The 23,420-nt window shown below is 59.1% G+C and carries 22 protein-coding genes; 8 read left to right on the top strand and 14 right to left on the bottom strand.

Annotated features, from left to right (window positions below):
• The 8 genes from HBR94_RS01675 to rplM form a co-directional block, all read right to left on the bottom strand.
• A complete protein-coding gene (locus HBR94_RS01675) occupies positions 1–750 on the bottom strand; it encodes a FadR/GntR family transcriptional regulator (RefSeq protein ID WP_057958438.1) in 750 nt (249 codons plus the stop codon).
• A gap of 158 nt (positions 751–908) precedes the next feature.
• Positions 909–1,322, bottom strand: a complete 414-nt coding sequence (locus HBR94_RS01670; RefSeq protein WP_057438071.1) for a ClpXP protease specificity-enhancing factor — start codon at positions 1,320–1,322, stop codon at positions 909–911.
• Between the two features lie 17 nt (positions 1,323–1,339).
• Positions 1,340–1,957, bottom strand: a complete 618-nt coding sequence (locus HBR94_RS01665) for a glutathione S-transferase N-terminal domain-containing protein (protein WP_027604841.1) — start codon at positions 1,955–1,957, stop codon at positions 1,340–1,342.
• 150 nt (positions 1,958–2,107) lie between these two features.
• A complete protein-coding gene (locus tag HBR94_RS01660; protein ID WP_057438069.1) occupies positions 2,108–2,887 on the bottom strand; it encodes a cytochrome c1 in 780 nt (259 codons plus the stop codon).
• Entirely contained in the window at positions 2,887–4,098 is a 1,212-nt protein-coding gene (locus tag HBR94_RS01655) for a cytochrome bc complex cytochrome b subunit (RefSeq protein WP_003188526.1), read from the bottom strand. Before HBR94_RS01655 ends, HBR94_RS01660 begins: the two co-directional genes overlap by 1 nt.
• Complete coding sequence (gene petA / locus HBR94_RS01650) at positions 4,098–4,691, bottom strand: ubiquinol-cytochrome c reductase iron-sulfur subunit (protein WP_032860120.1); 594 nt, start codon at positions 4,689–4,691, stop codon at positions 4,098–4,100. Before petA ends, HBR94_RS01655 begins: the two co-directional genes overlap by 1 nt.
• Before the next feature lie 267 nt (positions 4,692–4,958).
• On the bottom strand, positions 4,959–5,351 hold the full coding sequence (gene rpsI / locus HBR94_RS01645) for a 30S ribosomal protein S9 (protein ID WP_003171743.1): 393 nt from the start codon (positions 5,349–5,351) through the stop codon (positions 4,959–4,961).
• 14 nt (positions 5,352–5,365) lie between these two features.
• Positions 5,366–5,794, bottom strand: a complete 429-nt coding sequence (gene rplM / locus HBR94_RS01640; RefSeq protein ID WP_029291908.1) for a 50S ribosomal protein L13 — start codon at positions 5,792–5,794, stop codon at positions 5,366–5,368.
• Positions 5,795–6,042: 248 nt separating this feature from the next.
• Between rplM and HBR94_RS01635 the strand changes: the two genes are divergently transcribed.
• Complete coding sequence (locus HBR94_RS01635; protein ID WP_169959768.1) at positions 6,043–7,083, top strand: NADP(H)-dependent aldo-keto reductase; 1,041 nt, start codon at positions 6,043–6,045, stop codon at positions 7,081–7,083.
• 101 nt (positions 7,084–7,184) lie between these two features.
• Here HBR94_RS01635 and HBR94_RS01630 read toward each other — a convergent pair whose 3' ends face one another.
• The gene (locus HBR94_RS01630; protein WP_115129003.1) at positions 7,185–8,321 is read right to left on the bottom strand and encodes an acyl-CoA dehydrogenase family protein; all 1,137 of its coding nucleotides are present in this window, start codon (positions 8,319–8,321) and stop codon (positions 7,185–7,187) included.
• A 220-nt stretch (positions 8,322–8,541) separates the two neighbouring features.
• On the opposite strand from HBR94_RS01630, the gene HBR94_RS01625 reads away from it, so the two are divergent.
• Positions 8,542–9,462, top strand: a complete 921-nt coding sequence (locus tag HBR94_RS01625) for a GlxA family transcriptional regulator (protein ID WP_169866093.1) — start codon at positions 8,542–8,544, stop codon at positions 9,460–9,462.
• 129 nt (positions 9,463–9,591) lie between these two features.
• Here the strand turns inward: HBR94_RS01625 and zapE are convergent, their stop codons facing one another.
• The 3 genes from zapE to HBR94_RS01610 all read right to left on the bottom strand — a co-directional run bounded on the left by zapE (position 9,592) and on the right by HBR94_RS01610 (position 12,775).
• On the bottom strand, positions 9,592–10,686 hold the full coding sequence (gene zapE / locus HBR94_RS01620) for a cell division protein ZapE (protein ID WP_057438065.1): 1,095 nt from the start codon (positions 10,684–10,686) through the stop codon (positions 9,592–9,594).
• Between the two features lie 79 nt (positions 10,687–10,765).
• Positions 10,766–12,121 (bottom strand): tryptophan--tRNA ligase, encoded by a 1,356-nt coding sequence (locus HBR94_RS01615; RefSeq protein ID WP_170044048.1) that lies wholly within the window; start codon positions 12,119–12,121, stop codon positions 10,766–10,768.
• Positions 12,122–12,145: 24 nt separating this feature from the next.
• On the bottom strand, positions 12,146–12,775 hold the full coding sequence (locus tag HBR94_RS01610) for an alpha/beta fold hydrolase (protein ID WP_057438061.1): 630 nt from the start codon (positions 12,773–12,775) through the stop codon (positions 12,146–12,148).
• Between the two features lie 147 nt (positions 12,776–12,922).
• Here HBR94_RS01610 and HBR94_RS01605 point away from each other — a divergent pair, with 147 nt between their 5' ends.
• Positions 12,923–13,360, top strand: coding sequence for a DUF1043 family protein (locus tag HBR94_RS01605; protein WP_029291922.1), 438 nt, complete (start codon positions 12,923–12,925; stop codon positions 13,358–13,360).
• A gap of 196 nt (positions 13,361–13,556) precedes the next feature.
• On the opposite strand, the gene HBR94_RS01600 is transcribed toward HBR94_RS01605, so the two are convergent.
• Together HBR94_RS01600 and HBR94_RS01595 are read right to left on the bottom strand one after the other, a co-directional pair.
• Positions 13,557–14,117 carry a response regulator transcription factor gene (locus tag HBR94_RS01600; protein ID WP_057958431.1) on the bottom strand — a complete coding sequence of 187 codons (561 nt, stop codon included), beginning with the start codon at positions 14,115–14,117 and terminating at the stop codon, positions 13,557–13,559.
• Complete coding sequence (locus tag HBR94_RS01595) at positions 14,110–15,372, bottom strand: ATP-binding protein (protein WP_057958430.1); 1,263 nt, start codon at positions 15,370–15,372, stop codon at positions 14,110–14,112. The genes HBR94_RS01600 and HBR94_RS01595 overlap by 8 nt, the downstream gene beginning before the upstream one ends.
• 207 nt (positions 15,373–15,579) lie before the next feature.
• Between HBR94_RS01595 and HBR94_RS01590 the strand changes: the two genes are divergently transcribed.
• The 5 genes from HBR94_RS01590 to HBR94_RS01570 all read left to right on the top strand — a co-directional run bounded on the left by HBR94_RS01590 (position 15,580) and on the right by HBR94_RS01570 (position 23,352).
• Positions 15,580–16,296 (top strand): SIMPL domain-containing protein, encoded by a 717-nt coding sequence (locus HBR94_RS01590; protein WP_115129006.1) that lies wholly within the window; start codon positions 15,580–15,582, stop codon positions 16,294–16,296.
• An 86-nt stretch (positions 16,297–16,382) separates the two neighbouring features.
• Positions 16,383–17,984 carry an ABC transporter substrate-binding protein gene (locus HBR94_RS01585; RefSeq protein ID WP_170044047.1) on the top strand — a complete coding sequence of 534 codons (1,602 nt, stop codon included), beginning with the start codon at positions 16,383–16,385 and terminating at the stop codon, positions 17,982–17,984.
• A 258-nt stretch (positions 17,985–18,242) separates the two neighbouring features.
• Entirely contained in the window at positions 18,243–19,868 is a 1,626-nt protein-coding gene (locus HBR94_RS01580) for an ABC transporter substrate-binding protein (protein WP_170044046.1), read from the top strand.
• Between the two features lie 305 nt (positions 19,869–20,173).
• Positions 20,174–21,778: an ABC transporter substrate-binding protein gene (locus HBR94_RS01575; protein WP_115129008.1), complete on the top strand. Its 1,605-nt coding sequence runs from the start codon at positions 20,174–20,176 to the stop codon at positions 21,776–21,778.
• Between the two features lie 170 nt (positions 21,779–21,948).
• Positions 21,949–23,352, top strand: a complete 1,404-nt coding sequence (locus HBR94_RS01570) for an OprD family porin (RefSeq protein ID WP_057438053.1) — start codon at positions 21,949–21,951, stop codon at positions 23,350–23,352.
• Positions 23,353–23,420 lie beyond the last annotated feature (68 nt).

Genomic DNA, 23,420 nt, shown 5'->3' with positions numbered 1-23,420 from the left:
TTACCCCCGCTGCGCCTGCGCTTCTTCATGAGCCTGGCGCAGCCGCTCTCGACTATTGGTCAAATGCAATCTCATCGCCGCCCGCGCCGCATCTGAATCCTGACGGGCGATCGCCTCATAAATCTCTTCGTGCTCACGGCTCAGGCGGCTCATGTAGTGCTGCTGGTCGTCATGGGCCAGGCGCGCAGAATTCAGGCGGGTCCGTGGAATAATGCTGGTGCCCAGGTGGGTCATGATATCGGTGAAGTAACGGTTGCCGGTGGACAGGGCAATCTGCAAGTGGAACTGGAAGTCCGACGCTACCGCATCACTGGCGTGCGCTGCACTTTCATTCAGGGCATCGAGGGCCGCGCGCATCGCTGCCAACTGCTCGTCACTGCGACGCTGGGCCGCGAGACCAGCAGACTCCACTTCCAGGCTGATGCGCAATTCGAGGATCGCCAGTACATCACGCAGCGTGACCACGGTCGCCGGATCAATGCGGAACCCGCTGGGGCTCGGCGTATCCAGCACAAAGGTGCCGATGCCATGCCGGGTTTCCACCTGCCCGGCTGCCTGCAGCCGCGAGATTGCCTCGCGCACCACCGTGCGGCTGACCCCATGGGCTTCCATGATGGCTGACTCGGTGGGCAGTTTGTCGCCACGCTTGAGCTGGCCATCGCGGATCTGTTCGGACAACACCGTGACCAGTTCCTGGGCAAGGCTACGGCGCTTGCGGGGAAGACGCGGGGCTGTGCTGAGGTTTTCCATGGGCAGGCAACTATCTCGATGATTCAAAAGGGCATCATAGCCCAAGCGAGTTGTACGATCACCGCCCTGCATGATTTGCCCAAGGTTTATCGCGCGCAAAAAAATGCCCCAGCCTAAGCCGGGGCATTTTCAACACATGCCCGAAGGCGCATGTTTTGTCACTTCACCACTTTCAAGCTCGGCCGGCCGCTAGGGCGCGGTGGCTCGGAATCAGGTGGCGGCAGATCATCTTCAATTTCAATCGCTTCGTCGTCTTCAAGGGACGACTCCAGATCAAACACCATGCCCTGGCCATTCTCCCGGGCATAAATGCCCAGGATCGCGCCGATGGGCACATAGAGCGTATGGGGTACCCCACCAAAACGCCCTTCAAAGCTGACCGCTTCATTGTCCATGTGCAGTTGACGCACGGCACTGGGCGAAACGTTCAGGACAATCTGTCCGTCACTGGCAAAACCTTGTGGCACCTGCACCGCAGGAAACTCGGAATTGACCAGCATATGCGGGGTGCAATCGTTGTCCACAATCCACTCGTAGAGCGCGCGGACCAGGTAAGGTCGACTGGAGTTCATCAACGGCTCCTTAAGCCTTAGCGCATATCACGTTCGACGCCAGACAGACTTGCCTGGAAAGCCTCACGCGCAAACTGGCGCTCCATGTAATCAAGCAGCGGCTTGGCAGGCCGCGGCAGTTCAATGCCCAGAATCGGCAAACGCCAGAGTATGGGTAATAGGCAGCAATCCACCAGGCTTTGTTCCTCACTGAGGAAAAAAGGTTTGTCGGCGAACAATGGAGAAACGCCGGTCAGGCTCTCGCGCAATTCCTTACGCGCCTGCACACGGGCCGCTTCTTTGCTGCGTGTATCCAGAATCAGATCCACCAGCCCACACCAGTCACGCTGGATCCGATGGATCAGCAGGCGGCTGTTGGCACGCGCCACCGGATACACCGGCAGCAAAGGTGGATGGGGGTAACGCTCATCCAGATATTCCATCACCACGGTTGACTCCCACAACGCCAGGTCACGATCGACCAGGGTGGGCAAGCTGCCGTAAGGGTTCACTTCGATCAGTTTCGGCGGGTGACGTCCCACCTCCACACTGATGATCTCGGCGCTGACACCCTTCTCTGCGAGCACGATGCGTACTCGGTGGGAATAGTGGTCGGCGGGGTCGGAGTAACAGGCCAACCGGTTGGTCACGCCCATGGCGGTCCTCCTCGCTTGTTGAAATTATCGAAAGCTCAAAAACGAGCGCGCCCAGAAAGCATCTCCTGTAACACCTGGATCAACCAGAGCGTTACCCGTTCAGAGACGTCGCTGGGCGCGCAAGATTAACAGCAATTGCCTAAGGTTGGATCAATGCACATCCTTCCAGTATTCACGCTTGAGCAAATAAGCGAATACGAAGAAGAAAGCCAGGTACAGCAACACATAGGTACCGATGCGTTGATGCTCCAGTTTGACCGGGTTGGCGGAGTAAGCCAGGAAGGTCACCAGGTTCTTGACCTTCTCGTCGAACTGCTCCTCGTTCAGCGCGCCGCTCTTGGGCACGATGGTCAGTTGGTCACAGGCTTCGTGGGTCAACGGCGTGCCGGTCAGCGGGTCATATTGCTTCTTGCCGTTTTCCACGACTTGAACCTGCTTGCATCCGACCACCTGACGGCCTTGCAGGCCGACCAGCACGTTAGGCATACCCACGTTCGGGAAGACCTTGTTGTTCACGCCCCATGGGCGCGTAGGGTCTTCGTAGAACGATTTCAGGTAGCCATACAGCCAGTCGGTACCACGTACGCGTGCTACCAGGGTCAGGTCGGGCGGTGCAGCCCCGAACCAGGCCTTGGCGTCGGCCGGTTGCATGCCGATGTTCATGTGGTCGCCAATCTTGGCACCGGTGAACACCAGGTTCTTGAGCATCAGCTCATGAGGGATGCCCAGGTCATCGGCCACGCGCTCGTAACGCTGGAACTTGGCGCTGTGGCAGCCCATGCAGTAGTTGGCGAACGTACGGGCGCCGTCTTGCATGGCAGCCTTGTCAGAAACGTCAATGTCGACTTTTTCCAGTGCCACGCCAGACCCGGCCGCGAAGGACAGTGCCGGCAGGGCAGCAAGAATCAATGCAGCGAATAATTTTTTCATCAGCCAGTCACCCTTTCCGGAACCGGTTTTGTCTTCTCGAGCCGGGTGTAGAACGGCATCAGAATGAAGTAGGCGAAGTACAGGAAGGTGCAGACCTGCGACAACAACGTCCGCTCAGGGGTCGGCGCCAGTACGCCCAGCACGCCCAGGATCACGAACGAGATGCAGAACACCCACAGCCAGATTTTGCTCAGCCAGCCCTTGTAGCGCATGGACTTGACCGGGCTACGGTCGAGCCAAGGCAACACGAACAGCACCGCAATGGCCGCACCCATGGCGATAACGCCCATGAGCTTGTCGGGGATCGCCCGCAAAATGGCGTAGAACGGCGTGAAGTACCAGACCGGGGCAATGTGTTCCGGAGTCTTGAATGCGTTCGCCTGTTCGAAGTTAGGCTTTTCGAGGAAATAGCCGCCCATTTCCGGGAAGAAGAACACAATCGAGCAGAAGACAAACAGGAACACCACCACGCCGACGATATCTTTCACGGTGTAGTAAGGGTGGAAAGGAATGCCGTCCAGCGGAATGCCGTTCTCGTCCTTGTGCTTCTTGATGTCCACGCCGTCCGGGTTGTTCGAACCCACTTCGTGCAGCGCCAGGATGTGCAGCACCACCAGACCGAGAATCACGATCGGCAAGGCCACCACATGCAAGGCAAAGAAGCGGTTCAGGGTGATGCCCGAAATCAGGTAGTCACCACGGATCCACTGGGTCAGGTCGTTGCCGATGACCGGGATCGCGCCAAACAGCGAGATGATCACCTGGGCACCCCAGTAGGACATCTGGCCCCAAGGCAGCAGGTAGCCCATGAAGGCCTCTGCCATCAGTGCCAGGTAGATCAGCATGCCAAACACCCACACCAGCTCACGCGGCTTCTGGTACGAGCCGTAGAGCAAGCCACGGAACATGTGCAGATAGACCACGATGAAGAACGCCGAAGCGCCAGTGGAGTGCAACAGACGCAGGATCGAGCCGTACTCGACGTCGCGCATGATGTATTCGACGGAGGCAAACGCTTCTTCCGCCGACGGGGTGTAGCTCATGGTCAGCCAGACACCGGTCACGATCTGATTGACCAGTACCAGCAATGCCAGGGAGCCAAAGAAATAGAAGAAGTTGAAGTTCTTCGGCGCGTAATACTTGCTGAGATGGTCTTCCCACATTTTGGTGGCGGGGAAGCGCGCATCCACCCAATCCATGAACTTGCTCATTACGCGCTCTCCTTATCGACACCAATGACAATAACGTCGTCAGATTCGTAGTTGTGCGGCGGAACCGGCAGGTTCAACGGAGCAGGCTGGGATTTGTAGACGCGACCGGCCAGGTCGTAGTGGGAACCGTGGCAAGGGCAGAAATAGCCGCCAACCCAGTCCTTGCCCAGATCCACAGGCGCGACTTCCGGGCGGAAGGTCGGCGAGCAGCCCAGGTGCGTGCAAAGACCGACCAGCAGCAGAATCTCTGGCTTGATCGAACGCGCTTCGTTTTGGGCGTAGGCGGGTTGTTCGGAATTCTTGGATTCGGGGTCAGACAACTGGCCCTCGATTTTCTTCAGATTCCCCAGGATTTCCTCGGTACGACGAACGATGAATACTGGCTGGCCGCGCCACTCAGCAATCATCTGCTGGCCTGGCTCGATCTTGCTGACATTCACCTTCACCGGTGCACCTGCGGCTTTCGCCTTGGCACTGGGAAACCATGACCCCACGAACGGGACCGCAGCCCCCACCGCTCCTGCAGCACCCACAACGGATGTGGCTGCTACCAAGAAGCGACGCCGGCCTGCATTCACGCCGTCATTGCTCATTCAGTCCTCTCCCATCAGCTTTTTGGCCTGTTAAATCAGGCGTCTACTAAGTATTAAATCTGAACTTATAAAAATTTTGCCGAATGGTAATGAAAAGCCCCACCTCTGACAAGGTAATTACCCGGAGCCTAAGCCCCAAGCCTTGTAGTATAGGGGGTCTACGGATGTGGCAAGTTGTCACACAGAAAAAACCTGCATAAAAAGCGGGCAATAAAAAACGCCCAGCTCCGCGAGGAGGCTGGGCGTTTTTGTGGAACGTAAAGCGAATTAACGCTTCGAGTACTGCGGACGCTTACGCGCTTTACGCAGACCGACTTTCTTACGTTCAACTTCACGGGCATCGCGAGTCACGAAGCCAGCTTTGCGCAGAGCGCCGCGCAGGGTTTCGTCGTACTGCATCAGAGCGCGAGTGATACCGTGGCGGATTGCGCCAGCTTGACCACTTACACCGCCACCGATAACGGTGACGTAGATGTCGAACTTTTCAACGGTCTCGGTCAGTTCCAGCGGCTGACGAACTACCATGCGGGCAGTTTCGCGGCCGAAGAAGTTGTCCAGAGTGCGGTTGTTGATCGAGATGTTACCAGTGCCCGGACGCAGGAAAACGCGTGCGGTTGCGGTTTTGCGACGGCCAGTGCCGTAATTTTGAGTCGCCGACATAATGAACTATTCCGTTAAAACTTCAGTTCTTGGGGCTGCTGAGCAGCATGAGGGTGAGCAGCGCCCGCATAGACTTTCAGCTTGCGATACATGTCGCGACCCAGTGGGCCCTTCGGCAGCATACCTTTAACCGCGATCTCGATCGGGGCTTCAGGCTTCTTGGCAATCAGGCCTTCGAAGTTCGAAGACTTGATACCGCCTGGGAAACCGGAGTGACGGTAGTACATTTTGTCGCTTGCTTTGTTGCCGGTTACACGAACCTGCTCAGCGTTGATGATTACGATGTAGTCACCGGTATCAACGTGAGGGGTGTACTCAGGCTTGTGCTTGCCACGCAGACGGCTGGCGACTTCAGTGGCCAGACGACCCAGGGTCTGACCAGCGGCGTCGACGACAAACCAGTCGCGCTGAACTGTTTCCGGTTTTGCAGTAAAAGTTGTCATTCTTTAATAGCCTCAGGGGCCGCCCTGTAAATTAGACGGCGGATCTTACTGAATAGTGCGTACTTTGACAAGTCAAAGGCAGCCGGATACAGACGCTATCGGGGGCTCGGGTCAGCGCGTCCGTTCAACGGCAAGATTCTTCGGCAGGCGGCGCATCACTTCCACTGCAGAAAGAGGTGGGCAATTATGCAGATTGCGAAAAAAAATTCAACCTGCTTTTATGATTGTTTTCCCCGAAGGAGCACCCGATGGATTATCGACAGCTGGGCCGGACCGATCTGAACGTGAGCGCGATCTGCCTCGGGACCATGACCTGGGGCGAGCAAAACACCGAGGCAGAGGCCTTCGCCCAGATTGAAAGAGCCAAAGGTGCGGGGATCAACTTCCTCGATACCGCAGAAATGTACCCGGTCCCCCCCAAGGCTGACACCTACGCCACCACCGAACGCTACATCGGCAACTACTTCAAGAGTCGGGGCGACCGCGCCGACTGGATCCTCGCCAGCAAGATCGCCGGCCCCGGCAACACCATCGACTACATCCGCGACGGCCAGCTCAAGCACAACCGCAAGCACATCGTCGACGCCCTGGACGCCAGCCTCAAGCGCCTGCAGACCGACTGGATCGACCTGTACCAACTGCACTGGCCGGAACGCAGCACCAACTTCTTCGGCCAACTGAGCTACAAGCACCAGGAAGAGCCCGACCTCACACCGCTGGAAGAAACCCTCGAAGCCCTCGACGAGCAGGTCAAGGCCGGCAAGATCCGCCATATCGGCCTGTCCAATGAAACGCCGTGGGGCACCATGAAGTTCCTGGCCCTGGCCGAGGCCCGCGGCTGGACCCGCGCGGTATCGATTCAGAACCCCTACAACCTGCTCAACCGCAGCTTTGAAGTGGGCCTGGCAGAAGTCGCCATCCGTGAGCAATGCGGCTTGCTGGCATATTCGCCACTGGCATTCGGCATGCTCAGCGGCAAGTACGAAGGCGGCGCACGGCCGGCCGAGGGTCGTTTGAGCCTCTACAGCCGCTTTAGCCGCTACTTCAACCCGCAATCGGAAGCCGCGTGCAGCCGCTATGTGGCCCTGGCCCGCGAGCACGGCCTGGACCCGGCGCAGATGGCCCTGGCGTTTGTCACGCAGCAGCCGTTTGTGACCAGCAATATCATTGGCGCGACGACGCTTGCGCAGTTGGACAGCAATATCGCCAGTGCTGATCTGAAACTGTCGAAAGAGGTGTTGGACGGGATCGAGGCGATTCAGAAGGATCACCCGAATCCTGCGCCTTGATTGACCTTTAGGCCGCCATCGCAGGCAAGCCAGCACCCACATTTGATCGGTAATGTGGGCGCTGGCTTGCCTGCGATGGGGCCCTCAACAGCACCAGAGATTCAAAGCGCCCGCGCAATGATCTCCTTCATGATCTCATTGGTCCCCGCATAAATGCGCTGTACCCGCGCATCCGCCCAGGCCCGGGCAATCGGGTATTCCCACATGTAACCGTAGCCGCCGTGCAACTGCACACACTCATCGAGCACCTTGCATTGCAGGTCAGTGGTCCAGTATTTGGCCATCGCCGCCGTCGGCACATCCAGCTTGCCTTGCAGGTGCTGTTCCAGGCACTTGTCGACAAACACCCGACCAATCTGCACCTCGGTCGCAATCTCCGCCAGCTTGAAGCGGGTGTTCTGGAAGTCGGCAATCGCCTTGCCGAACGCCTTGCGCTCGCGGGTGTAGTCCAGGGTCCATTGCAGCGCCGCCTCGGCCGACGCCAGGGCGCCGATCGCCACGGTCAGGCGCTCCTGGGGCAGCTCCTGCATCAGGTAGGCAAAGCCCATCCCCGCCTGGCCCAGCAGGTTCTCCTTGGGCACCCGCACGTCCTGGAAGAACAGCTCGGAGGTGTCCTGAGCCTTCATCCCGACCTTTTCCAGGCGCTTGCCCTTATCGAAGCCCGGCGTATTGGCCTCGACCAGAAACAGACTGGTGCCCTTGGCGCCGGCCTTGGGATCGGTCTTGGCCACCACAATCACCAGGTCCGCCAGGAAGCCATTGGTAATAAACGTCTTGGAGCCGTTGATTACATACTCATCGCCGTCCAGCACGGCGGTGGTCTTGACCCCTTGCAGGTCCGACCCGGCACCCGGCTCGGTCATGGCAATGGCCGTGACCATCTCCCCGGAAACGAGCTTGGGCAGGTACTTGTGCTTCAGCGCCTCGCTGCCGTAATGCAGGATATACGGCGCAACAATGTCCGAATGCAGGGAGAAGCCAATCCCGGTCAGCCCCAGGCGGCCGATCTCTTCGATCACCACGGTGCTGTAGAGAAAGTCCGCGCCCAGGCCGCCATATTCTTCCGGCAGGTGCGAGCACAGCATCCCCGCCTCCCCCGCCTTGCTCCACAGGGCGCGATCAATATGGCCCTGCTTTTCCCATTGCGCATGGAACGGCACCGCGTCTTTTTCGAGGAAGGTGCGCACGCTCTGGCGGAAGAGTTCGTGCTCGGAGCTGAACAAGGTTCTGGGAATCATGAGTCACCTGCGTCGATTGTCGGACAAAAACAAGATCACAGAGCCTAAGCTGCACGGACGTCACAGGACACTGGACACATGCGACAAAAAATAAGACGATCCAGCCGTTAGTTGACCACTTTCCCCTATAAGAATAATCGAAATTATGTCTAACCTCGTCTCCACGCCCTTGCGGCGCGTCAGCATTTTGGCCATTGACCGGGTGTTTGCTTCCACCCTCATGCAAGCCAAGGATTTCTTCCACCTCGCCAGCCTGCGTTACGGCAAACAGCAGGGCCTGGGCCTCACGCCAGCCTTTGAAACCCGCCTGGTAAGCCCCGACGGGCAATCGGTGTGCAGCTTCAGCGATGTGATCATGCCGGTCGACGGCGGCCTGGAAAACGCCGATATCATTGTGCTGCCGGCCTTCTGGGATGACTTCGACGCCCTGAGCAAACGCTACCCACAGATCCTGCCCTGGCTGCGCGAGCAACATGCGCGCGGGGCGGTGTTATGCGGTGAGGCCACCGGGGTGTTCTGGCTCGCCGAAGCCGGCCTGCTCGATGGCAAGGAGGCGACCACCTACTGGCGCTTCTTCAACGCCTTCAGCGAACGCTTCCCCAAGGTCCAGCTCAATCAGGACAAGCACCTGACCGACGCCGACAACCTGTACTGCGCCGGGGGCACCACGTCAGCCTGCGATCTCTACATTTATCTGATCGAGCGCTTCTGCGGCGCCAACATCGCCCAGGCCGTGGCCCGCGACATCCTTTACGAAGTGCAGCGCAGCTACGCGCCGGGACGCATCGGTTTTGGTGGGCAGAAGCTGCACCAGGATGTGATCATCCTGCAGATCCAGCATTGGCTCGAAGAGCACTTCGCCGACAAGTTCCGCTTTGAAGACGTGGCCCGAGAACACGGCATGAGCATCCGCAACTTTATGCGGCGCTTCCAGACCGCTACCGGCGACAAGCCGCTGCACTACCTGCAACGCCTGCGCATCGAGACAGCCAAGGGGTTGTTGTCGGGCAGCCGCAAGAGCATCAAGACCATCAGCTATGAGGTGGGCTACGACGATGCGAGCTTTTTTGCGCGACTGTTCAGGCAGCACACGGAACTGTCGCCGAACCAGTATCGCCAGCAGTTCCAGCAGGCCGCCTAACTAAAGGCGGGCACAATCAAATGTGGGAGCGGGCTTGCTCGCGAATGCGGTGTGTCAGTTAACGAATAAGTCGACTGATACACCGCATTCGCGAGCAAGCCCGCTCCCACATTTTGGTTCGGTGTTTGCCTAAGGCTTGTGCGCCCGCGCCAGGAACTCGTGGGACTGCATTTCCAGCAAGCGGCTCAGGGTCCGTTGGAATTCGAAGTTCAAGCGACCGCCGGTGTAGAGGTCCTTGAGTTCGACTTCAGCCGAGATGATCAGCTTGACGTTACGGTCGTAGAATTCATCGACCATGTTGATAAAGCGCCGGGCGATGTCGTCGGTAGTGACGCTCATTTGCTCGACACCGCTCAAGATCACCGCATGGAAAATCTTGCCCAGTTCGATGTAGTCGTTCTGGCTGCGGGGGCCGTCGCACAGCTCGCGGAAGTCGAACCAGGCCACGTCGTCACAGGTGCGCAGGGCAATGATCTGGCGATTCTCGATCATCAACTTATCGTTTTCCACCGCCTGGGTGCATTCCGGCGTCAACGCACGGAAGCTCTTGCGCAGGCTTTCGTGGGCCGCTTCGTCGAGGGGGAAGTGGAACAACTCGGCTTGCTCGAGGTGCCGCAGGCGGTAATCGACGCCGCTGTCGACGTTGACGATATCGGTGTGCTGCTTGATCAGAGCGATGGCCGGCAGGAAACGCGCACGCTGCAGGCCGTCCTTGTACAGACCGTCAGGCACGATGTTCGAGGTGGCGACCAGGGTCACGCCGTTCTTGAACAACTCTTCCATCAGGGTGCCGAGAATCATCGCATCGGTGATATCGGACACGAAGAACTCATCGAAACAGATCACCCGCGCTTCCTGGGAGAAACGCTTGGCGATGATGGTCAGCGGGTTTTTCTCGCCGTGCAGGGTCTTCATCTCTTCGTGCACACGCTTCATGAAGCGGTGGAAGTGAGTGCGCGACTTCTCCTTGAACGGCAGCGCTTCGAAGAAGGTGTCGACCAGGTACGTCTTGCCGCGACCCACACCGCCCCAGAAGTACAAGCCCTTGACCGGCGTCTGGTCTTTCTTGCCAAACAGCTTGCTGAGCATCCCCGGCTTGCTCTGGGAAGAGGCGACCAGGTCTTCGTACAGGCGCTGCAAGTGACGCACCGCCGTTTCCTGGGCAGCATCATGGAAGAAGTCGGGGCGCTTCAGATCAGCTTGATATCGTTCTAGGGGCGTCATAATTTCGTTAGCAAGGCAACAAAAACGGGCCGTCACTGTAACGACGGCCCCGGATAATGGCAATCAACCCTTGGTCGGGTCAGTCTTCGATTGGCGTCAATGCTACGCGCACGGCTTCGATGGCGGCATCCCGCGCAGCGCTGTCGGCGAAGGCCGGGCTGTCGGCGATACACGCGCCGTCGAGCCACACCGTAAAGCCCAAGGCCTCACTGCGCACATCCAGCGCCTGGCCGGACTGCAACTGCTTGGTGACAGCGCCCGCCGCCTTGCCATCGGCAAAGTTGCGCGACAACAACAGTTGCTCGCCGTCAGCCGCCAGCAGGCGGAAGCGGAAGCTGCCGTCGTCTTCACGGAAGCTGACAAACCGCGCGGCCTTGACTGCCTTCTTCTTGGTGCTGGCAGCCTCGGTGGCCTGGTTGACGAACGAGCGCAGGCCCACGGCTTCCCGCAGCTCCTGCAGGAATGGACCGGCGACGGCACGGGCCTTCTTGGCGCCGACCAGCAGCAGATCTTCCATGTCCGAAGGGCGCGCCATCAATTGATGGTAGCGCTCGCGGGCTTCGCCCAACTGGCCGTCCAGCAGTTGGAACAGGCGGTTTTTCGCCTCGCCCCAGCCCAGGCCGTCGAGCAGTTCGCTGCGCAGTTGCTGTTCCTGTTCAGGGGTGGCGAACGCCTGGTACAAGGTGAACAGGTGCGAGTTATCCGGATCCTTGGCCTCACCCGGCGCGCGGGAGTCGGTGACGATTCGCGAGATCGCGTCCTTCATGTCCTTGGCGGTGGTGAACAACGGAATGGTGTTGTCGTAGCTCTTCGACATCTTGCGCCCATCCAGGCCCGGCAAGGTGGCGACACCTTCTTCGATCACTGCCTCGGGCATGGTGAAGAACTCTTTGCCCTTGCCGAACAGGTGGTTGAAGCGCTGGCCGATATCACGGGCCATTTCCACGTGCTGGATCTGGTCGCGGCCGACCGGCACCTTATGGGCATTGAACATCAGGATGTCCGCCGCCATCAGCACCGGATAGCTGTACAGGCCCATGCTGATCCCGGCATCCGGGTCTTCGCCGTTTTCCAGGTTCTTGTCCACCGAGGCCTTGTAGGCGTGGGCGCGGTTGAGCAGGCCCTTGGCCGCGACGCAAGTCAGCAGCCAGGTCAGCTCGGGAATTTCCGGGATATCGGACTGACGGTAGAAGGTCACCCGGTTCACATCCAGGCCACCGGCCAGCCAGGTCGCGGCGATTTCCATACGCGAGCGCTGGATGCGCTGCGGGTCATCGCACTTGATCAGGGCGTGGTAGTCGGCCAGGAAGTAGAACGAATCGGCATTGGCATCCTGGCTGGCGAGGATCGCCGGGCGGATGGCACCGGCGTAGTTGCCCAGGTGCGGGGTGCCGGTGGTGGTGATGCCGGTGAGGATACGGGTACGAGTCGTCATGGGTAATCGCTTATCAGACTGCTATCAATTCGAAAGGCGCGGCAGCACCAGATCCTTGAGATCGGTGAGCTTGCCATGAAAAAAGTGCCCGCATTCTGCCACTTTCAGCAGCTCATGGGGGCGTTTGAGGGCGGCAGACCAGTCGTAGACCTGCTGCGGGTCGACCACTTCGTCGGTTTCCGGCTGGATCACGGTCAGCGGGCAGCCCTGTGGAAGCGGGTCCTCGTCACGCAAACGCATGACGGCCGCAGCCACCATAAACAGGTGCGCGAGTTTTTCGCCCTTGGCTTCCAGGCGCCCGCCGAGACTGGCGGCAACAAATCCACCGAACGAGAAACCCAGCAAGGTGATGGGCAGGTCCGGGTGTTTTTCACGCAGCCAGCTTACGGCGGCTTCGGCATCGTCCACTTCACCTGTGGCCATATCATGGCTACCAGCGCTGGCACCGACGCCACGGTAATTGAAACGCAAAGTAATCAAACCGGCATCGCGGGCGGTACGTTGCAGGGTCGAGACGACTTTATTGAGCATGGTCCCACCCTGCACCGGGTTGGGGTGGCAGATCAGCGCCAGGCCACGTGGCTCGGGGTGATCGAGGTACAAGGCTTCCAATTGGCCTACCGGGCCATCAATCAAAACAGGGGTTTCACGCATGAGCAAGGAATGAACTCCGTGACCTCTCAAGGGGTCGACTCGTCTAGCTAAAAGTCTGTGCATGGCATCATTGCGAGCTTAATCGCGGTATACAGCGCAGGTCCGAGCCGTTAACGTAAAGCAAAGCCGTTTATAGAGGAAGGACTCGTGGAACACTCGCTCTTAGTTTGGTTGTTGCCGACTCTTGCCCTGGTTGCCGGTGTCGCCATTGGATTCCTGGTTGCTCGCCTCCTGCCGAATGCCGCGCCTAACCGCACGCAGCGTCAGTTGGATGACATCCAGGAACGTTTTGACAGTTATCAGAACGAGGTTGTTACCCACTTCAACAGCACCGCGACCCTGGTCAAGAAGCTCACCCAGAGCTACCAGGAAGTACAGGATCACCTCGCCGATGGCGCCAACCGCCTGGCTCTGGACGATATTACCCGTCAGCGTCTGCTGGCCGCGCTGCATTCCGATGCCACGCAAGCCCCACGGGAGCGCCTGACCCCGCCACGGGAAAACCAGGAGCCGCCGCGGGACTACGCGCCAAAGACGCCGAACGCCCCCGGCATGCTGGATGAGCATTACGGCTTGAAAAAGTAAGTCGTTTTCAAGCCATACAAAAAGCCCGGCTGATCCATGATCAGCCGGGCTTTTTGTTGGAACTGGATCGGCAGAACAATGGAGATCCAATGTGGGAGCGGGCTCGCTCGCGAAGGTGGAGTGTCAGTTGTTAAAGACTTGACTGACACTGCGCCTTCGCGAGCAAGCCCGCTCCCACACAAGCCCACACCGTAATTCAGCGCCGTACCGGGCGCTTCTGCAGCTTGCGCTGCAAGGTCCGGCGGTGCATGCCCAGGGCACGGGCCGTGGCTGAGATATTGCCTTCGTGCTCGGTCAACACGCGCTGGATATGCTCCCACTGCAGGCGGTCCACCGACATCGGGTTTTCCGGCACCAGGGTGTCGAGGTCGGCATGCTCGGAGAGCAAGGCGGCCAGCACATCATCGGCGTCCGCCGGCTTGCACAGGTAGTTGCAGGCACCGCGCTTGATCGCCTCGACAGCGGTGGCAATGCTCGAATACCCGGTGAGGATCAGCACGCGCATTTCCGGGTCCAGCTCCAGCAGCTTGGGCAGCAGCACAAGGCCCGAGTCACCGTCCATTTTCAGGTCCAGTGCCGCGTAGTCCGGCAGGTCGGCCTGGGCGATGGCCAGGCCTTCTTCGGCGGAACCTGCAGTGCTGACGCGAAACCCGCGACGGCTCATGGCTCGCGCCATTACGCGGGTAAAGGTGGCATCGTCATCTACCAGCAACAGGTGCGGCAGTTCTTCGCCTTCGACTTGGATCTCGTCACTCATCGATGTCTCCTCGTGCAGCACGGGGCAGGCGCAGCTCGGTGAGCGTGCCGCCTTCCTCATGGGGGTAAAGTTTCACCGAGCCGCCAGCGCGGGTCACGCTGGCCTTGCTCAAGAACAGGCCCAGGCCGAAGCCTTTGCCCTTGGTGGTAAAGAATGGCTTGCCGATCTGCTCGGCAATCGCCAGCGGCACGCCAGCGCCGTGGTCGCGAATACTGATGGTGAGGTTTTCCCAATCCCAGTCCAACTGCACTTCCAACCCTTCCGGGCAGGCGTCGGCTGCATTGTTCAACAGGTTCAGCAACGCCTGGGTCAGGTCCGGCGGTGGCGCCATACGCGGCACTGCGCCCTGCCCCAGCAGGTGGAAACGGTAACTGGCTTCGGGACGCATCAAGTGCCAGCGGTTCAGGGCTTCGTCCAGCCACTGGGTGACGTCTTGCATATCCACCGCCAGGCGCCGGTTGGCTTCAGCGGCGCGCACCAGTTGCTGCAAGGTCTGCTTGCACTGCTTGACCTGTTCCTGCAACACGCCGAGGTCGTCTTGCAAGGCCGGGTCGTGATGGTCCTGGCGCATTTCCTTGATCAGCACGCTCATGGTTGCCAGCGGCGTGCCCAGTTCATGGGCCGCACCGGCGGCCTGGGTCGCCACGGCCAGCAGTTGCTGGTCACGCAGGCCCTCTTCACGGCGGATTGCGCGCAGTTCTTCCTGGCGCCGCAGCTCTTCGGCCATGCGCGCGGCAAAAAAGGTGATCACCGCCGCCGACAGCGCGAAGCTCAGCCACATGCCGTAAATCTGCAGGTTTTCCCGGGCAATCGGGAAGGTTTCCAGGGGATAGAACTGCGCCAGCAACAAGGTGTAAAGCGCCAGGGCAATCCCCGACAGGATCACCGAATAGCGCCACGGCAAGGTCACGGCAGCGATGGTCAGCGGTACCAGGTAATAGGAAACGAAGGGGTTGGTGGAGCCACCGGAGAAATACAGCAACACGCTGTGGATAAACAGGTCGCAGGCCAGTTGCAGCGCGTACTCCAGCTCCGTCACCGGCCAGGTGGTGCGCAGGCGGATGGCCGTGAACACACACAGCACCGTGGAAAAGGCCAGGGTCACCCACAGTTGCAGCCAAGGCAGCGGCAGCAGTTCAAACCAATAGGCGAGCCCCACGGAACCGGCCTGGGCGGCCAGCACCAGGGTGCGGATAAACGTCAGGCGCCAGAGGTTCTGGCGAGTGGCGGAAGTCAGTTTTACGGGGGCGAGCATGAGCTCTCCTGATGAGCGCTCCAGGCGGATCGCAGCAAGTATAAACGAAGCGACGGTACAGTCTGCGAGTCTGTGGCCCTTTGACGCAGGTCATGGCTTTATGACCGTTCGTCGGCATCGTCGCCAGATGTAGAGATTTTGTAACCCGCCGAACCCGAATCCCCCGTCTACAGTCTTACCGAACACGATCACCCTCAAGGAGCTTCCATGTCACGTTTCACTCGCAGTGCCGCCCTTATTGCCCTCAGCGTTGGCAGCATTGCCAGCCTGCCCGCGCTGGCCGCCGATCAACTGCACTACAACCAGATTTCCCTGCGGGCCGAAGTCAGCCAGGAAGTGGCCCGTGACAAGATGATCGTCACCCTCTACACCGAGTCGCAAAATACTGACCCGGCCAAGCTCGCCGCCGAAGTCACAACCATCATGAACAAGGCGCTGGGCGAAGCTCGCGAAGTAAAAGCCGTGACCCTGCGCCAGGGCAGCCGCAACAGCTATCCGATCTACGACAACAAGAACCAGAAGATCACCGGCTGGCGCGAGCGCGCCGAACTGCGTCTGGAAAGCGCGGACTTCCCGGCGCTGTCCAAGCTCACCGGCGAGCTGCTCAACACCCTGAAAATGGACAATATGGACTTCGCCATCGCCGACGCCACGCGCAAGTCCAGCGAAGACGCGTTGCTCAAGGATGCGGTCGCCGCGTTCAAGGCCCGCGCCCAACTGGCCACCGATGCACTCGGCGGCAAGGGCTACAAGATCGTCAACCTGAACTTCAATACCAACGGCTACCCAATGCCGTACGCGCGAAATGGCGGGATGATGATGAAGGCGGCAGCGATGGATTCGGCGCCGACACCTGAGGTCGAGGCCGGCACCAGCCAGGTCAGCATGAGCGCTGATGGCGTGATTGAAGTACAGATGCCATAAGCCTTACCTGATGGCCCACAACGGCGGTAACCTCGGTGACCGCCGTTTTTTTTGGCCGTTGTTTACCTGCCATTTCAGGGGTCACCATGGATAGAACTGTCTTCAAGCCGCTCCTCCTCGTTGCCAGCCTGCTGGCGTGCATGCCCACGGCCCAGGCGGCAAGCACCCTGGTCTACTGCTCCGAAGCCAGCCCCGCCGGGTTCGATCCGAGCCAGTACACCAGCGGCACCGATTTTGATGCCTCGGCCGAAACCGTGTTCAACCGCCTGACCCAGTTCAAGCGCGGCGGGACCGAAGTCGAGCCGGGCCTGGCGACCCGTTGGGAGGTGTCCAAGGACGGCCTGGCCTACACCTTTCACCTGCGCGACGGGGTCAAGTTCCACAGCACCGAGTACTTCACCCCGACCCGCGACTTCAATGCCGACGATGTGCTGTTCACTTTCCAGCGCCTGCTGGACGCCAACCATCCATTCCGTCAGGCCTACCCGTCCGAGTCGCCGTACTTCACCGATATGGGCCTGAATACCACGATCAAAAGTGTGGAAAAGCTCGACGAGCACAGCGTGCGCTTCAACCTCAATAACGTCGATGCCGCTTTCGTGCAGAACCTGGCCATGAGCTTTGCGTCCGTGCAATCGGCCGAGTACGCGGCGCAGTTGCTTAAAGACGGCAAGGCCGCCGATATCAACCAGAAACCGATCGGCACCGGGCCGTTTGTGTTCAAGCGCTACCAGAAGGACTCGCAGATTCGCTACGTCGCCAATAAAAACTATTGGAAGCCTGAGGATGTGAAACTCGACAGCCTGGTGTTTGCGATCACCCCGGACGCCGCGTCGCGCCTACAAAAGCTCAAGGCCGGCGAATGCCAGGTCAGCGGCTATCCGCGCCCCTCGGATATCGAGGTGATGAAGCAGGATCCAAACCTGCGCGTGCAGCAGCAGGCGGGCTTCAACCTGGGCTTTCTGGCCTATAACGTGACCCATCCGCCGCTGGACCAGCTCAAGGTGCGCCAGGCCCTGGACATGGCCATCGATAAGCCGGCGATTATCCAGGCGGTGTACCAAAGTGCCGGGCAATTGGCGCAGAACGCACTGCCGCCGGCCCAGTGGTCTTATGACCCCAGCATCAAGGACGCACCGCACGACCCTGCCAAGGCCCGGGCGCTACTAAAAGAAGCAGGGGTTGCACCAGGTACCACCATCAATCTGTGGGCGATGACCGTGCAGCGCGCCTCCAATCCCAACGCGCGGATGTCGGCGCAGATGATCCAGCAGGATTGGGCCAAAGTCGGGATCACCGCCAATATCGTCAGCTATGAGTGGGGCGAATACATCAAGCGCGCAAAAAACGGCGAGCACGATGTGATGATCTACGGCTGGACCGGCGACAACGGCGACCCGGATAACTGGCTGGGCGTGCTCTACAGTTGTGCCGCGGTCAAGGGCAGCAACTATGCAAAATGGTGTAACCCGCAGTACGACCAACTGGTGCAGAAGGCCAAGCTCAGCAGTGACCGTGACGAACGCATAAAGTGGTATCAACAGGCGCAAAAAATACTTAAGGATCAAGCACCTATAACGCCTATTGCGAACTCGACGGTTTTCCAGCCACTGCGCAAGGAGGTCCAGGACTTCAAGATCAGCCCGTTTGGCCTGACACCGTTCTACGGCGTAAGTCTGAATAAGTAACAACTATGCCCCAACCGGGTGCGCCAGACACCTCGGTTGGACTTATTCGGTGCACTCCACGCACCGAAAAAAGCCCTCAAAAGTACAGTTTCGTGTCGAAAATTATATGAATGCGACATTCCTGTACGTTCGTACCACTCTTTGCCGCTTGTTGCCTCTCAACGTCTTGCATTGGGTATGGGGCCTGCATAAGTATCCGCAGGCCGACTCACGAGGTCGCCCTCAATTCCAAAAATGACAACAAATCATGAGGCCAACATGCTTAAACACGCAGTCATTCCGTTTTTAGTCAGCGCCAGTTTAATGGCCGCTGCACCTTTCGCCCAGGCGGCGACTAATCTGGTGTTCTGCTCCGAAGGGAGCCCGGCCGGTTTCGACCCAGGCCAGTACACTACCGGAACAGACTTCGATGCTTCGGCCGAAACCATGTTCAACCGGCTCAGCCAGTTCGAGCGCGGCGGCACCGCCGTGATTCCTGGCCTGGCCACCAAGTGGGATGTATCCGAAGACGGCCTGACCTACACCTTCCACCTGCGCGAAGGGGTCAAGTTCCACACCACGCCGTATTTCAAGCCGACTCGTGAATTCAACGCCGACGACGTGCTCTTCACCTTCAACCGGATGATCAATAAAGACGATCCGTTCCGTAAGGCCTACCCCACCGAGTTCCCGTACTTCACGGACATGGGGATGGACACCAACATCAAGAACATCGAGAAAATCGACGACCACACCGTCAAGTTCACCCTTGGCACCGTGGACGCCGCGTTTATCCAGAACCTGGCCATGAGCTTCGCCTCGGTACAGTCGGCCGAATACGCCGCCCAACTGTTGAAGGACGGCAAGCCCCAGGACATCAACCAGAAGCCGGTCGGCACTGGTCCGTTCGTGTTCAAGAGCTACCAGAAAGACTCCAACATCCGCTTCACCGGCAACAAGGATTACTGGAAGCCTGAAGACGTGAAGATCGACAACCTGATCTTCGCCATCACCACCGACCCGTCGGTGCGTGTGCAGAAACTCAAGAAGAATGAATGCCAGGTCACCCTCTTCCCGCGTCCGGCCGACCTCAAGGCCCTGGGCGAGGACAAAACCCTTAAACTGCCGCACCAGGCCGGTTTCAACCTGGGTTATATCGCCTACAACGTCATGCCAGTGCTCAAGGGCCAGACGGCCGCCAACCCCCTGGCCGACCTGCGCGTACGCCAGGCGCTGGACATGTCGGTCAACAAGCAGCAGATCATCGACTCGGTGTACCAGGGCGCAGGCCAACTGGCGGTCAACGCCATGCCGCCGACCCAATGGTCCTATGACGACACCATCAAGGACGTCCCGCACGATGTGGCCAAGGCCAAGGAACTGCTCAAGGAGGCCGGCGTCAAGGAAGGCACCGAGATCACCTTGTGGGCCATGCCGGTCCAGCGTCCGTACAACCCCAACGCCAAGCTGATGGCCGAGATGCTGCAGAACGACTGGAAGCAGATCGGCTTGAAGGTCAACATCGTCAGCTACGAGTGGGGCGAGTACATCAAGCGTTCCAAGGGCGGCGAGAACCAGGCCATGATCATCGGCTGGAGCGGTGACAATGGTGACCCGGACAACTGGCTGAACGTGCTGTTTGGCTGCGACTCCCTGGCCGGCAACAACTTCTCCAAATGGTGTGACAAGAAATTCGACGGCATCGTGAAAGAAGCCAAGGCCACATCGGACGTCGCCAAGCGCACCGAACTGTACAAACAGGCGCAACACGTCCTCAAAGATGCAGTGCCCATGACACCTATCGCGCACTCGACGGTGTATCAACCCATGCGCAACAACGTGCAGGACTTCAAGATCAGCCCATTTGGCTTGAATTCCTTCTACGGGGTGAGCGTCAGCAAGTAGTGATCTCTAGCGGCGACGTTTCATAACGTCGCCGTTATTGCATCCGCCCAGATCCTAGGAATCGAACTACCCCCGCATGGGCTGCCGTCCTACAGCAGCTAACTGCGCAGGTTACGTCCGATACCTACAAGGTCTGTCCGGTTCTGCGCATTTACCGCCCTGCCCTCGTTCCCTAACGTCGAGGTAGGCAAACGCGCAGTTCCGATACGGCATTTGCTGTGGATGGGAGCAGTGCTTTCTCCATGCCAGGTAAGGCGTGGTGATTGTTCACTGACGAAAACGATAAACATGGATTGGGGACCGTCATGCGCCATACCACCGTTCTATCCGCGATATTGGGTACCAGCCTGTTGGCCGTCGCTTCGATGGGCCAGGCTGCCGAAAAGAAAAGCCTGGTGTTCTGCTCCGAAGGCAGCCCGGCCGGGTTCGATACTGCGCAGTACACCACCGCCACCGACAACGATGCGGCCGAGCCGATCTACAACCGCCTGGTTGAGTTCGAAAAGGGTGAAACCGGCGTCGTACCAGGGCTGGCTACCAAGTGGGATATCTCGCCAGACGGCCTGACCTACACCTTCCACTTGCGCGAAGGGGTGAAGTTCCACAGCAACAAGGAATTCAAGCCGACACGGGATTTCAACGCCGATGACGTGCTGTTCACCTTCAACCGCATGCTTGACGCCAACCACCCGTTTCGCAAGGCCTACCCCACCGAGTTTCCGTACTTCAACGGGATGAGCCTGAACAAGAACATCGCCAAGGTCGAGAAAACCGACCCGCATACCGTGGTAATGACCCTGAACACGGTGGATGCCGCGTTTATCCAGAACATCGCCATGAGCTTCGCCGCGATCCTCTCGGCCGAATACGCCGAGCAACTGCTCAAGACCGGCAAACCCAGCGATATCAACCAGAAGCCGATCGGCACCGGGCCGTTCGTGTTCCAGCGTTACCAGAAGGATTCGCAGATCCGTTTCGCCGGCAATAAAAACTACTGGGACCCGAGCAAGGTCAAGCTCGACCAACTGATTTTCGCCATCAACACCGACGCCTCGGTACGCGTGCAGAAGCTCAAGGCCAATGAATGCCAGGTCACCCTGCATCCCCGCCCCGCCGATGTCGACGCGCTCAAGGCCGACCCGAACCTGCAACTGCTGACCAAACCCGGCTTCAACCTCGGCTACATCGCCTATAACGTGCGGCACAAACCCTTCGATCAGCTCGAAGTGCGCCAGGCCCTGGACATGGCGGTGAACAAGCAGAGCATCCTCAATGCCGTGTACCAGGGCGCGGGGCAACTGGCGGTCAACGCCATGCCGCCGACCCAGTGGTCCTATGACGACAGCATCAAGGACGCCGCCTACAACCCGGAAAAAGCCAAGGAGTTGCTCAAGGCGGCCGGCGTCAAGGAGGGCACCGAGATCACCCTGTGGGCCATGCCGGTCCAGCGCCCGTACAACCCCAACGCCAAGCTGATGGCCGAGATGCTGCAAAGCGACTGGGCCAAGATTGGCCTCAAGGTCAAGATCGTCAGCTATGAGTGGGGCGAGTACATCAAGCGCACCAAGAACGGCGAGCACGATGTCAGCCTGATTGGCTGGACCGGCGACAACGGTGACCCGGACAACTGGCTGGGCACCCTCTACAGCTGCGACGCCATCGGCGGGAACAACTACTCGATGTGGTGTGACCCGGCGTACGACAAGCTGATCAAGCAAGCCAAGGTCGTCACCGACCGTGAACAACGGACTGTTCTGTACAAACAGGCGCAGCAACTGCTTAAAACACAGGTGCCGATCACGCCTGTCGCCCACTCGACGGTCAACCAGCCGTTAAGCACCAAGGTCGAAGGTTTCAAAGTCAGCCCCTTCGGCCGCAACGTGTTCTCGGGCGTCAGTATCACCCCATAAGAAAATAACCGGATGCGCAGAGCGAAGTTGGCTCTGCCGCAAACGTGCAGCTGTAATTCGCGAAATGCCCTACAGCAAACGTTTGCAGATGCTTGAAGAGTTACACACCCAATAGCCGGTTCACCTAATAAGGCCGGCATAAAAAAAAGAGAACCAAAGGAGCTCCACCCATGAAACTAAGCAGCAAAGTGCTACTGGCCATGGCCATCAGCAGCATCACCGCGACCGCTTACGCCGAACCTGCAAGCCAGGAATTCGTGCCGACCACACTGGCCGGCGCCAGCGCCCAAAGCGAAGCCAAGGGCTTTATCGAAGACTTCAGCCTGGGTGGTCAGACGCGTAACTGGTACTCCCACGAAAGCCTGTACCGGGGCGGCTCATGGAAATACCAGAAGCATGGCAAAACCCTGACCGACCGTAACCGTACCAACTGGGTACAGGGCACTATCCTCAACGCCAGCTCGGGCTTCACCGAAGGTACCGTGGGCGTCAAGGCCGAAGTCGCGCTCTACAACGTCGTGGCCCTCGATCGCAGCCGACGCGATGTAAAGGGGAGTTCCAACCGGACCCTGGGCCACTCCAACGGAGACCCTGTTGATCAGTGGAGCAAGCTGGGCCTGGCCAACGTGCAATTTCGTGTATCCAACACGACCCTGACCGCTGGCCGTCAGAACTTCAGCACGCCGATTGTCGACACCATCGGCAACCGCGCACTGCCGTCGAGCTTTCAAGGTGTGAGTTTCAACAGCGAAGAATTCAGCAACCTGTCGTTCCAGGGTGGCGTGTTCGACCGCGTTTCCCCACGTACCGAACAGAGCCTGTCGAAGTTCCGTAGCGAGTACAGCCAACAAGGCGCCCGCAGCGCGACCACCGACAAGGTCTACACCCTGGGTGCCAACTACCAGCCGTTCAAAAGCCTGAAAACCAGCTTCTTCGGCGCCAACGTCAAGGACTTCTGGAACCAGTACTACTTCGGCGCGACCCACGAGCTGGGCGATAGCCAGGTACTGTCCCTGACCACCGGCCTGAACTATTACAAGACCGTGGACGAAGGCAAGAAGCTGATGGGCGAAATCGACAACGATACTTACTCGCTGTCGTTGGGCCTGGCGCACCAGGCTCACAGCCTGACCTTCTCCTACCAGGAAGTTAACGGTAACGAGTACTTCGACTACCTGCACGAAACCAACGGCATCTACCTGGCCAACTCCCTCACCTCGGACTTCAACGGTCCGAACGAGAAGTCTTTCCAGATTGCCTACGGTATCAACATGGCCGAATACGGCGTGCCGGGCCTGAAGTTCAACATCTACTCGGCACGTGGCTGGGGCATCGACGGTACCCATTACACGGGTAACCGCAATGGTGCTTACGCCTACACCGGTATCGAGACTCAAGACGGCGAGAAACACCAGGAATACGGTGTAGGCGCCGGTTATGCGATCCAGAGCGGCCCGCTCAAGGCCACTGCTATCCGTGCGACCTACGTCGAACACCGTGGCAGCGAGTTCCAATCTGACGGCAGCGTCAAGGAATTCCGTCTGGTCACCACCATCCCATTCAACATCCTTTAATTAGCGCCAGGTAAACGGCAGGCTCAGGACGAGCCTGCCGTCTACATTTGTGTGGTTGAATCGTTTGC

The organism is Pseudomonas sp. WS 5412 (assembly GCF_012985615.1).
Lineage (GTDB): Bacteria > Pseudomonadota > Gammaproteobacteria > Pseudomonadales > Pseudomonadaceae > Aquipseudomonas > Aquipseudomonas shahriarae.
The sequence above is the reverse complement of the archived record's forward strand: the minus strand, read 5'-3'. Positions and strand labels throughout refer to the sequence as shown.

Bases quoted from the DNA above. Each gene is read 5' to 3' on its own strand.
- HBR94_RS01675 (WP_057958438.1), bottom strand. From the start codon at position 750: ATGGAAAACCTCAGCACAGCCCCGCGTCTTCCCCGCAAGCGCCGTAGC.
- HBR94_RS01670 (WP_057438071.1), bottom strand. From the start codon at position 1,322: ATGAACTCCAGTCGACCTTACCTGGTCCGCGCGCTCTACGAGTGGATT.
- HBR94_RS01665 (WP_027604841.1), bottom strand. From the start codon at position 1,957: ATGGGCGTGACCAACCGGTTGGCCTGTTACTCCGACCCCGCCGACCAC.
- HBR94_RS01660 (WP_057438069.1), bottom strand. From the start codon at position 2,887: ATGAAAAAATTATTCGCTGCATTGATTCTTGCTGCCCTGCCGGCACTG.
- HBR94_RS01655 (WP_003188526.1), bottom strand. From the start codon at position 4,098: ATGAGCAAGTTCATGGATTGGGTGGATGCGCGCTTCCCCGCCACCAAA.
- petA (WP_032860120.1), bottom strand. From the start codon at position 4,691: ATGAGCAATGACGGCGTGAATGCAGGCCGGCGTCGCTTCTTGGTAGCA.
- rpsI (WP_003171743.1), bottom strand. From the start codon at position 5,351: ATGTCGGCGACTCAAAATTACGGCACTGGCCGTCGCAAAACCGCAACC.
- rplM (WP_029291908.1), bottom strand. From the start codon at position 5,794: ATGACAACTTTTACTGCAAAACCGGAAACAGTTCAGCGCGACTGGTTT.
- HBR94_RS01635 (WP_169959768.1), top strand. From the start codon at position 6,043: ATGGATTATCGACAGCTGGGCCGGACCGATCTGAACGTGAGCGCGATC.
- HBR94_RS01630 (WP_115129003.1), bottom strand. From the start codon at position 8,321: ATGATTCCCAGAACCTTGTTCAGCTCCGAGCACGAACTCTTCCGCCAG.
- HBR94_RS01625 (WP_169866093.1), top strand. From the start codon at position 8,542: ATGCAAGCCAAGGATTTCTTCCACCTCGCCAGCCTGCGTTACGGCAAA.
- zapE (WP_057438065.1), bottom strand. From the start codon at position 10,686: ATGACGCCCCTAGAACGATATCAAGCTGATCTGAAGCGCCCCGACTTC.
- HBR94_RS01615 (WP_170044048.1), bottom strand. From the start codon at position 12,121: ATGACGACTCGTACCCGTATCCTCACCGGCATCACCACCACCGGCACC.
- HBR94_RS01610 (WP_057438061.1), bottom strand. From the start codon at position 12,775: ATGCGTGAAACCCCTGTTTTGATTGATGGCCCGGTAGGCCAATTGGAA.
- HBR94_RS01600 (WP_057958431.1), bottom strand. From the start codon at position 14,117: ATGAGTGACGAGATCCAAGTCGAAGGCGAAGAACTGCCGCACCTGTTG.
- HBR94_RS01595 (WP_057958430.1), bottom strand. From the start codon at position 15,372: ATGCTCGCCCCCGTAAAACTGACTTCCGCCACTCGCCAGAACCTCTGG.
- HBR94_RS01590 (WP_115129006.1), top strand. From the start codon at position 15,580: ATGTCACGTTTCACTCGCAGTGCCGCCCTTATTGCCCTCAGCGTTGGC.
- HBR94_RS01585 (WP_170044047.1), top strand. From the start codon at position 16,383: ATGGATAGAACTGTCTTCAAGCCGCTCCTCCTCGTTGCCAGCCTGCTG.
- HBR94_RS01580 (WP_170044046.1), top strand. From the start codon at position 18,243: ATGCTTAAACACGCAGTCATTCCGTTTTTAGTCAGCGCCAGTTTAATG.
- HBR94_RS01575 (WP_115129008.1), top strand. From the start codon at position 20,174: ATGCGCCATACCACCGTTCTATCCGCGATATTGGGTACCAGCCTGTTG.
- HBR94_RS01570 (WP_057438053.1), top strand. From the start codon at position 21,949: ATGAAACTAAGCAGCAAAGTGCTACTGGCCATGGCCATCAGCAGCATC.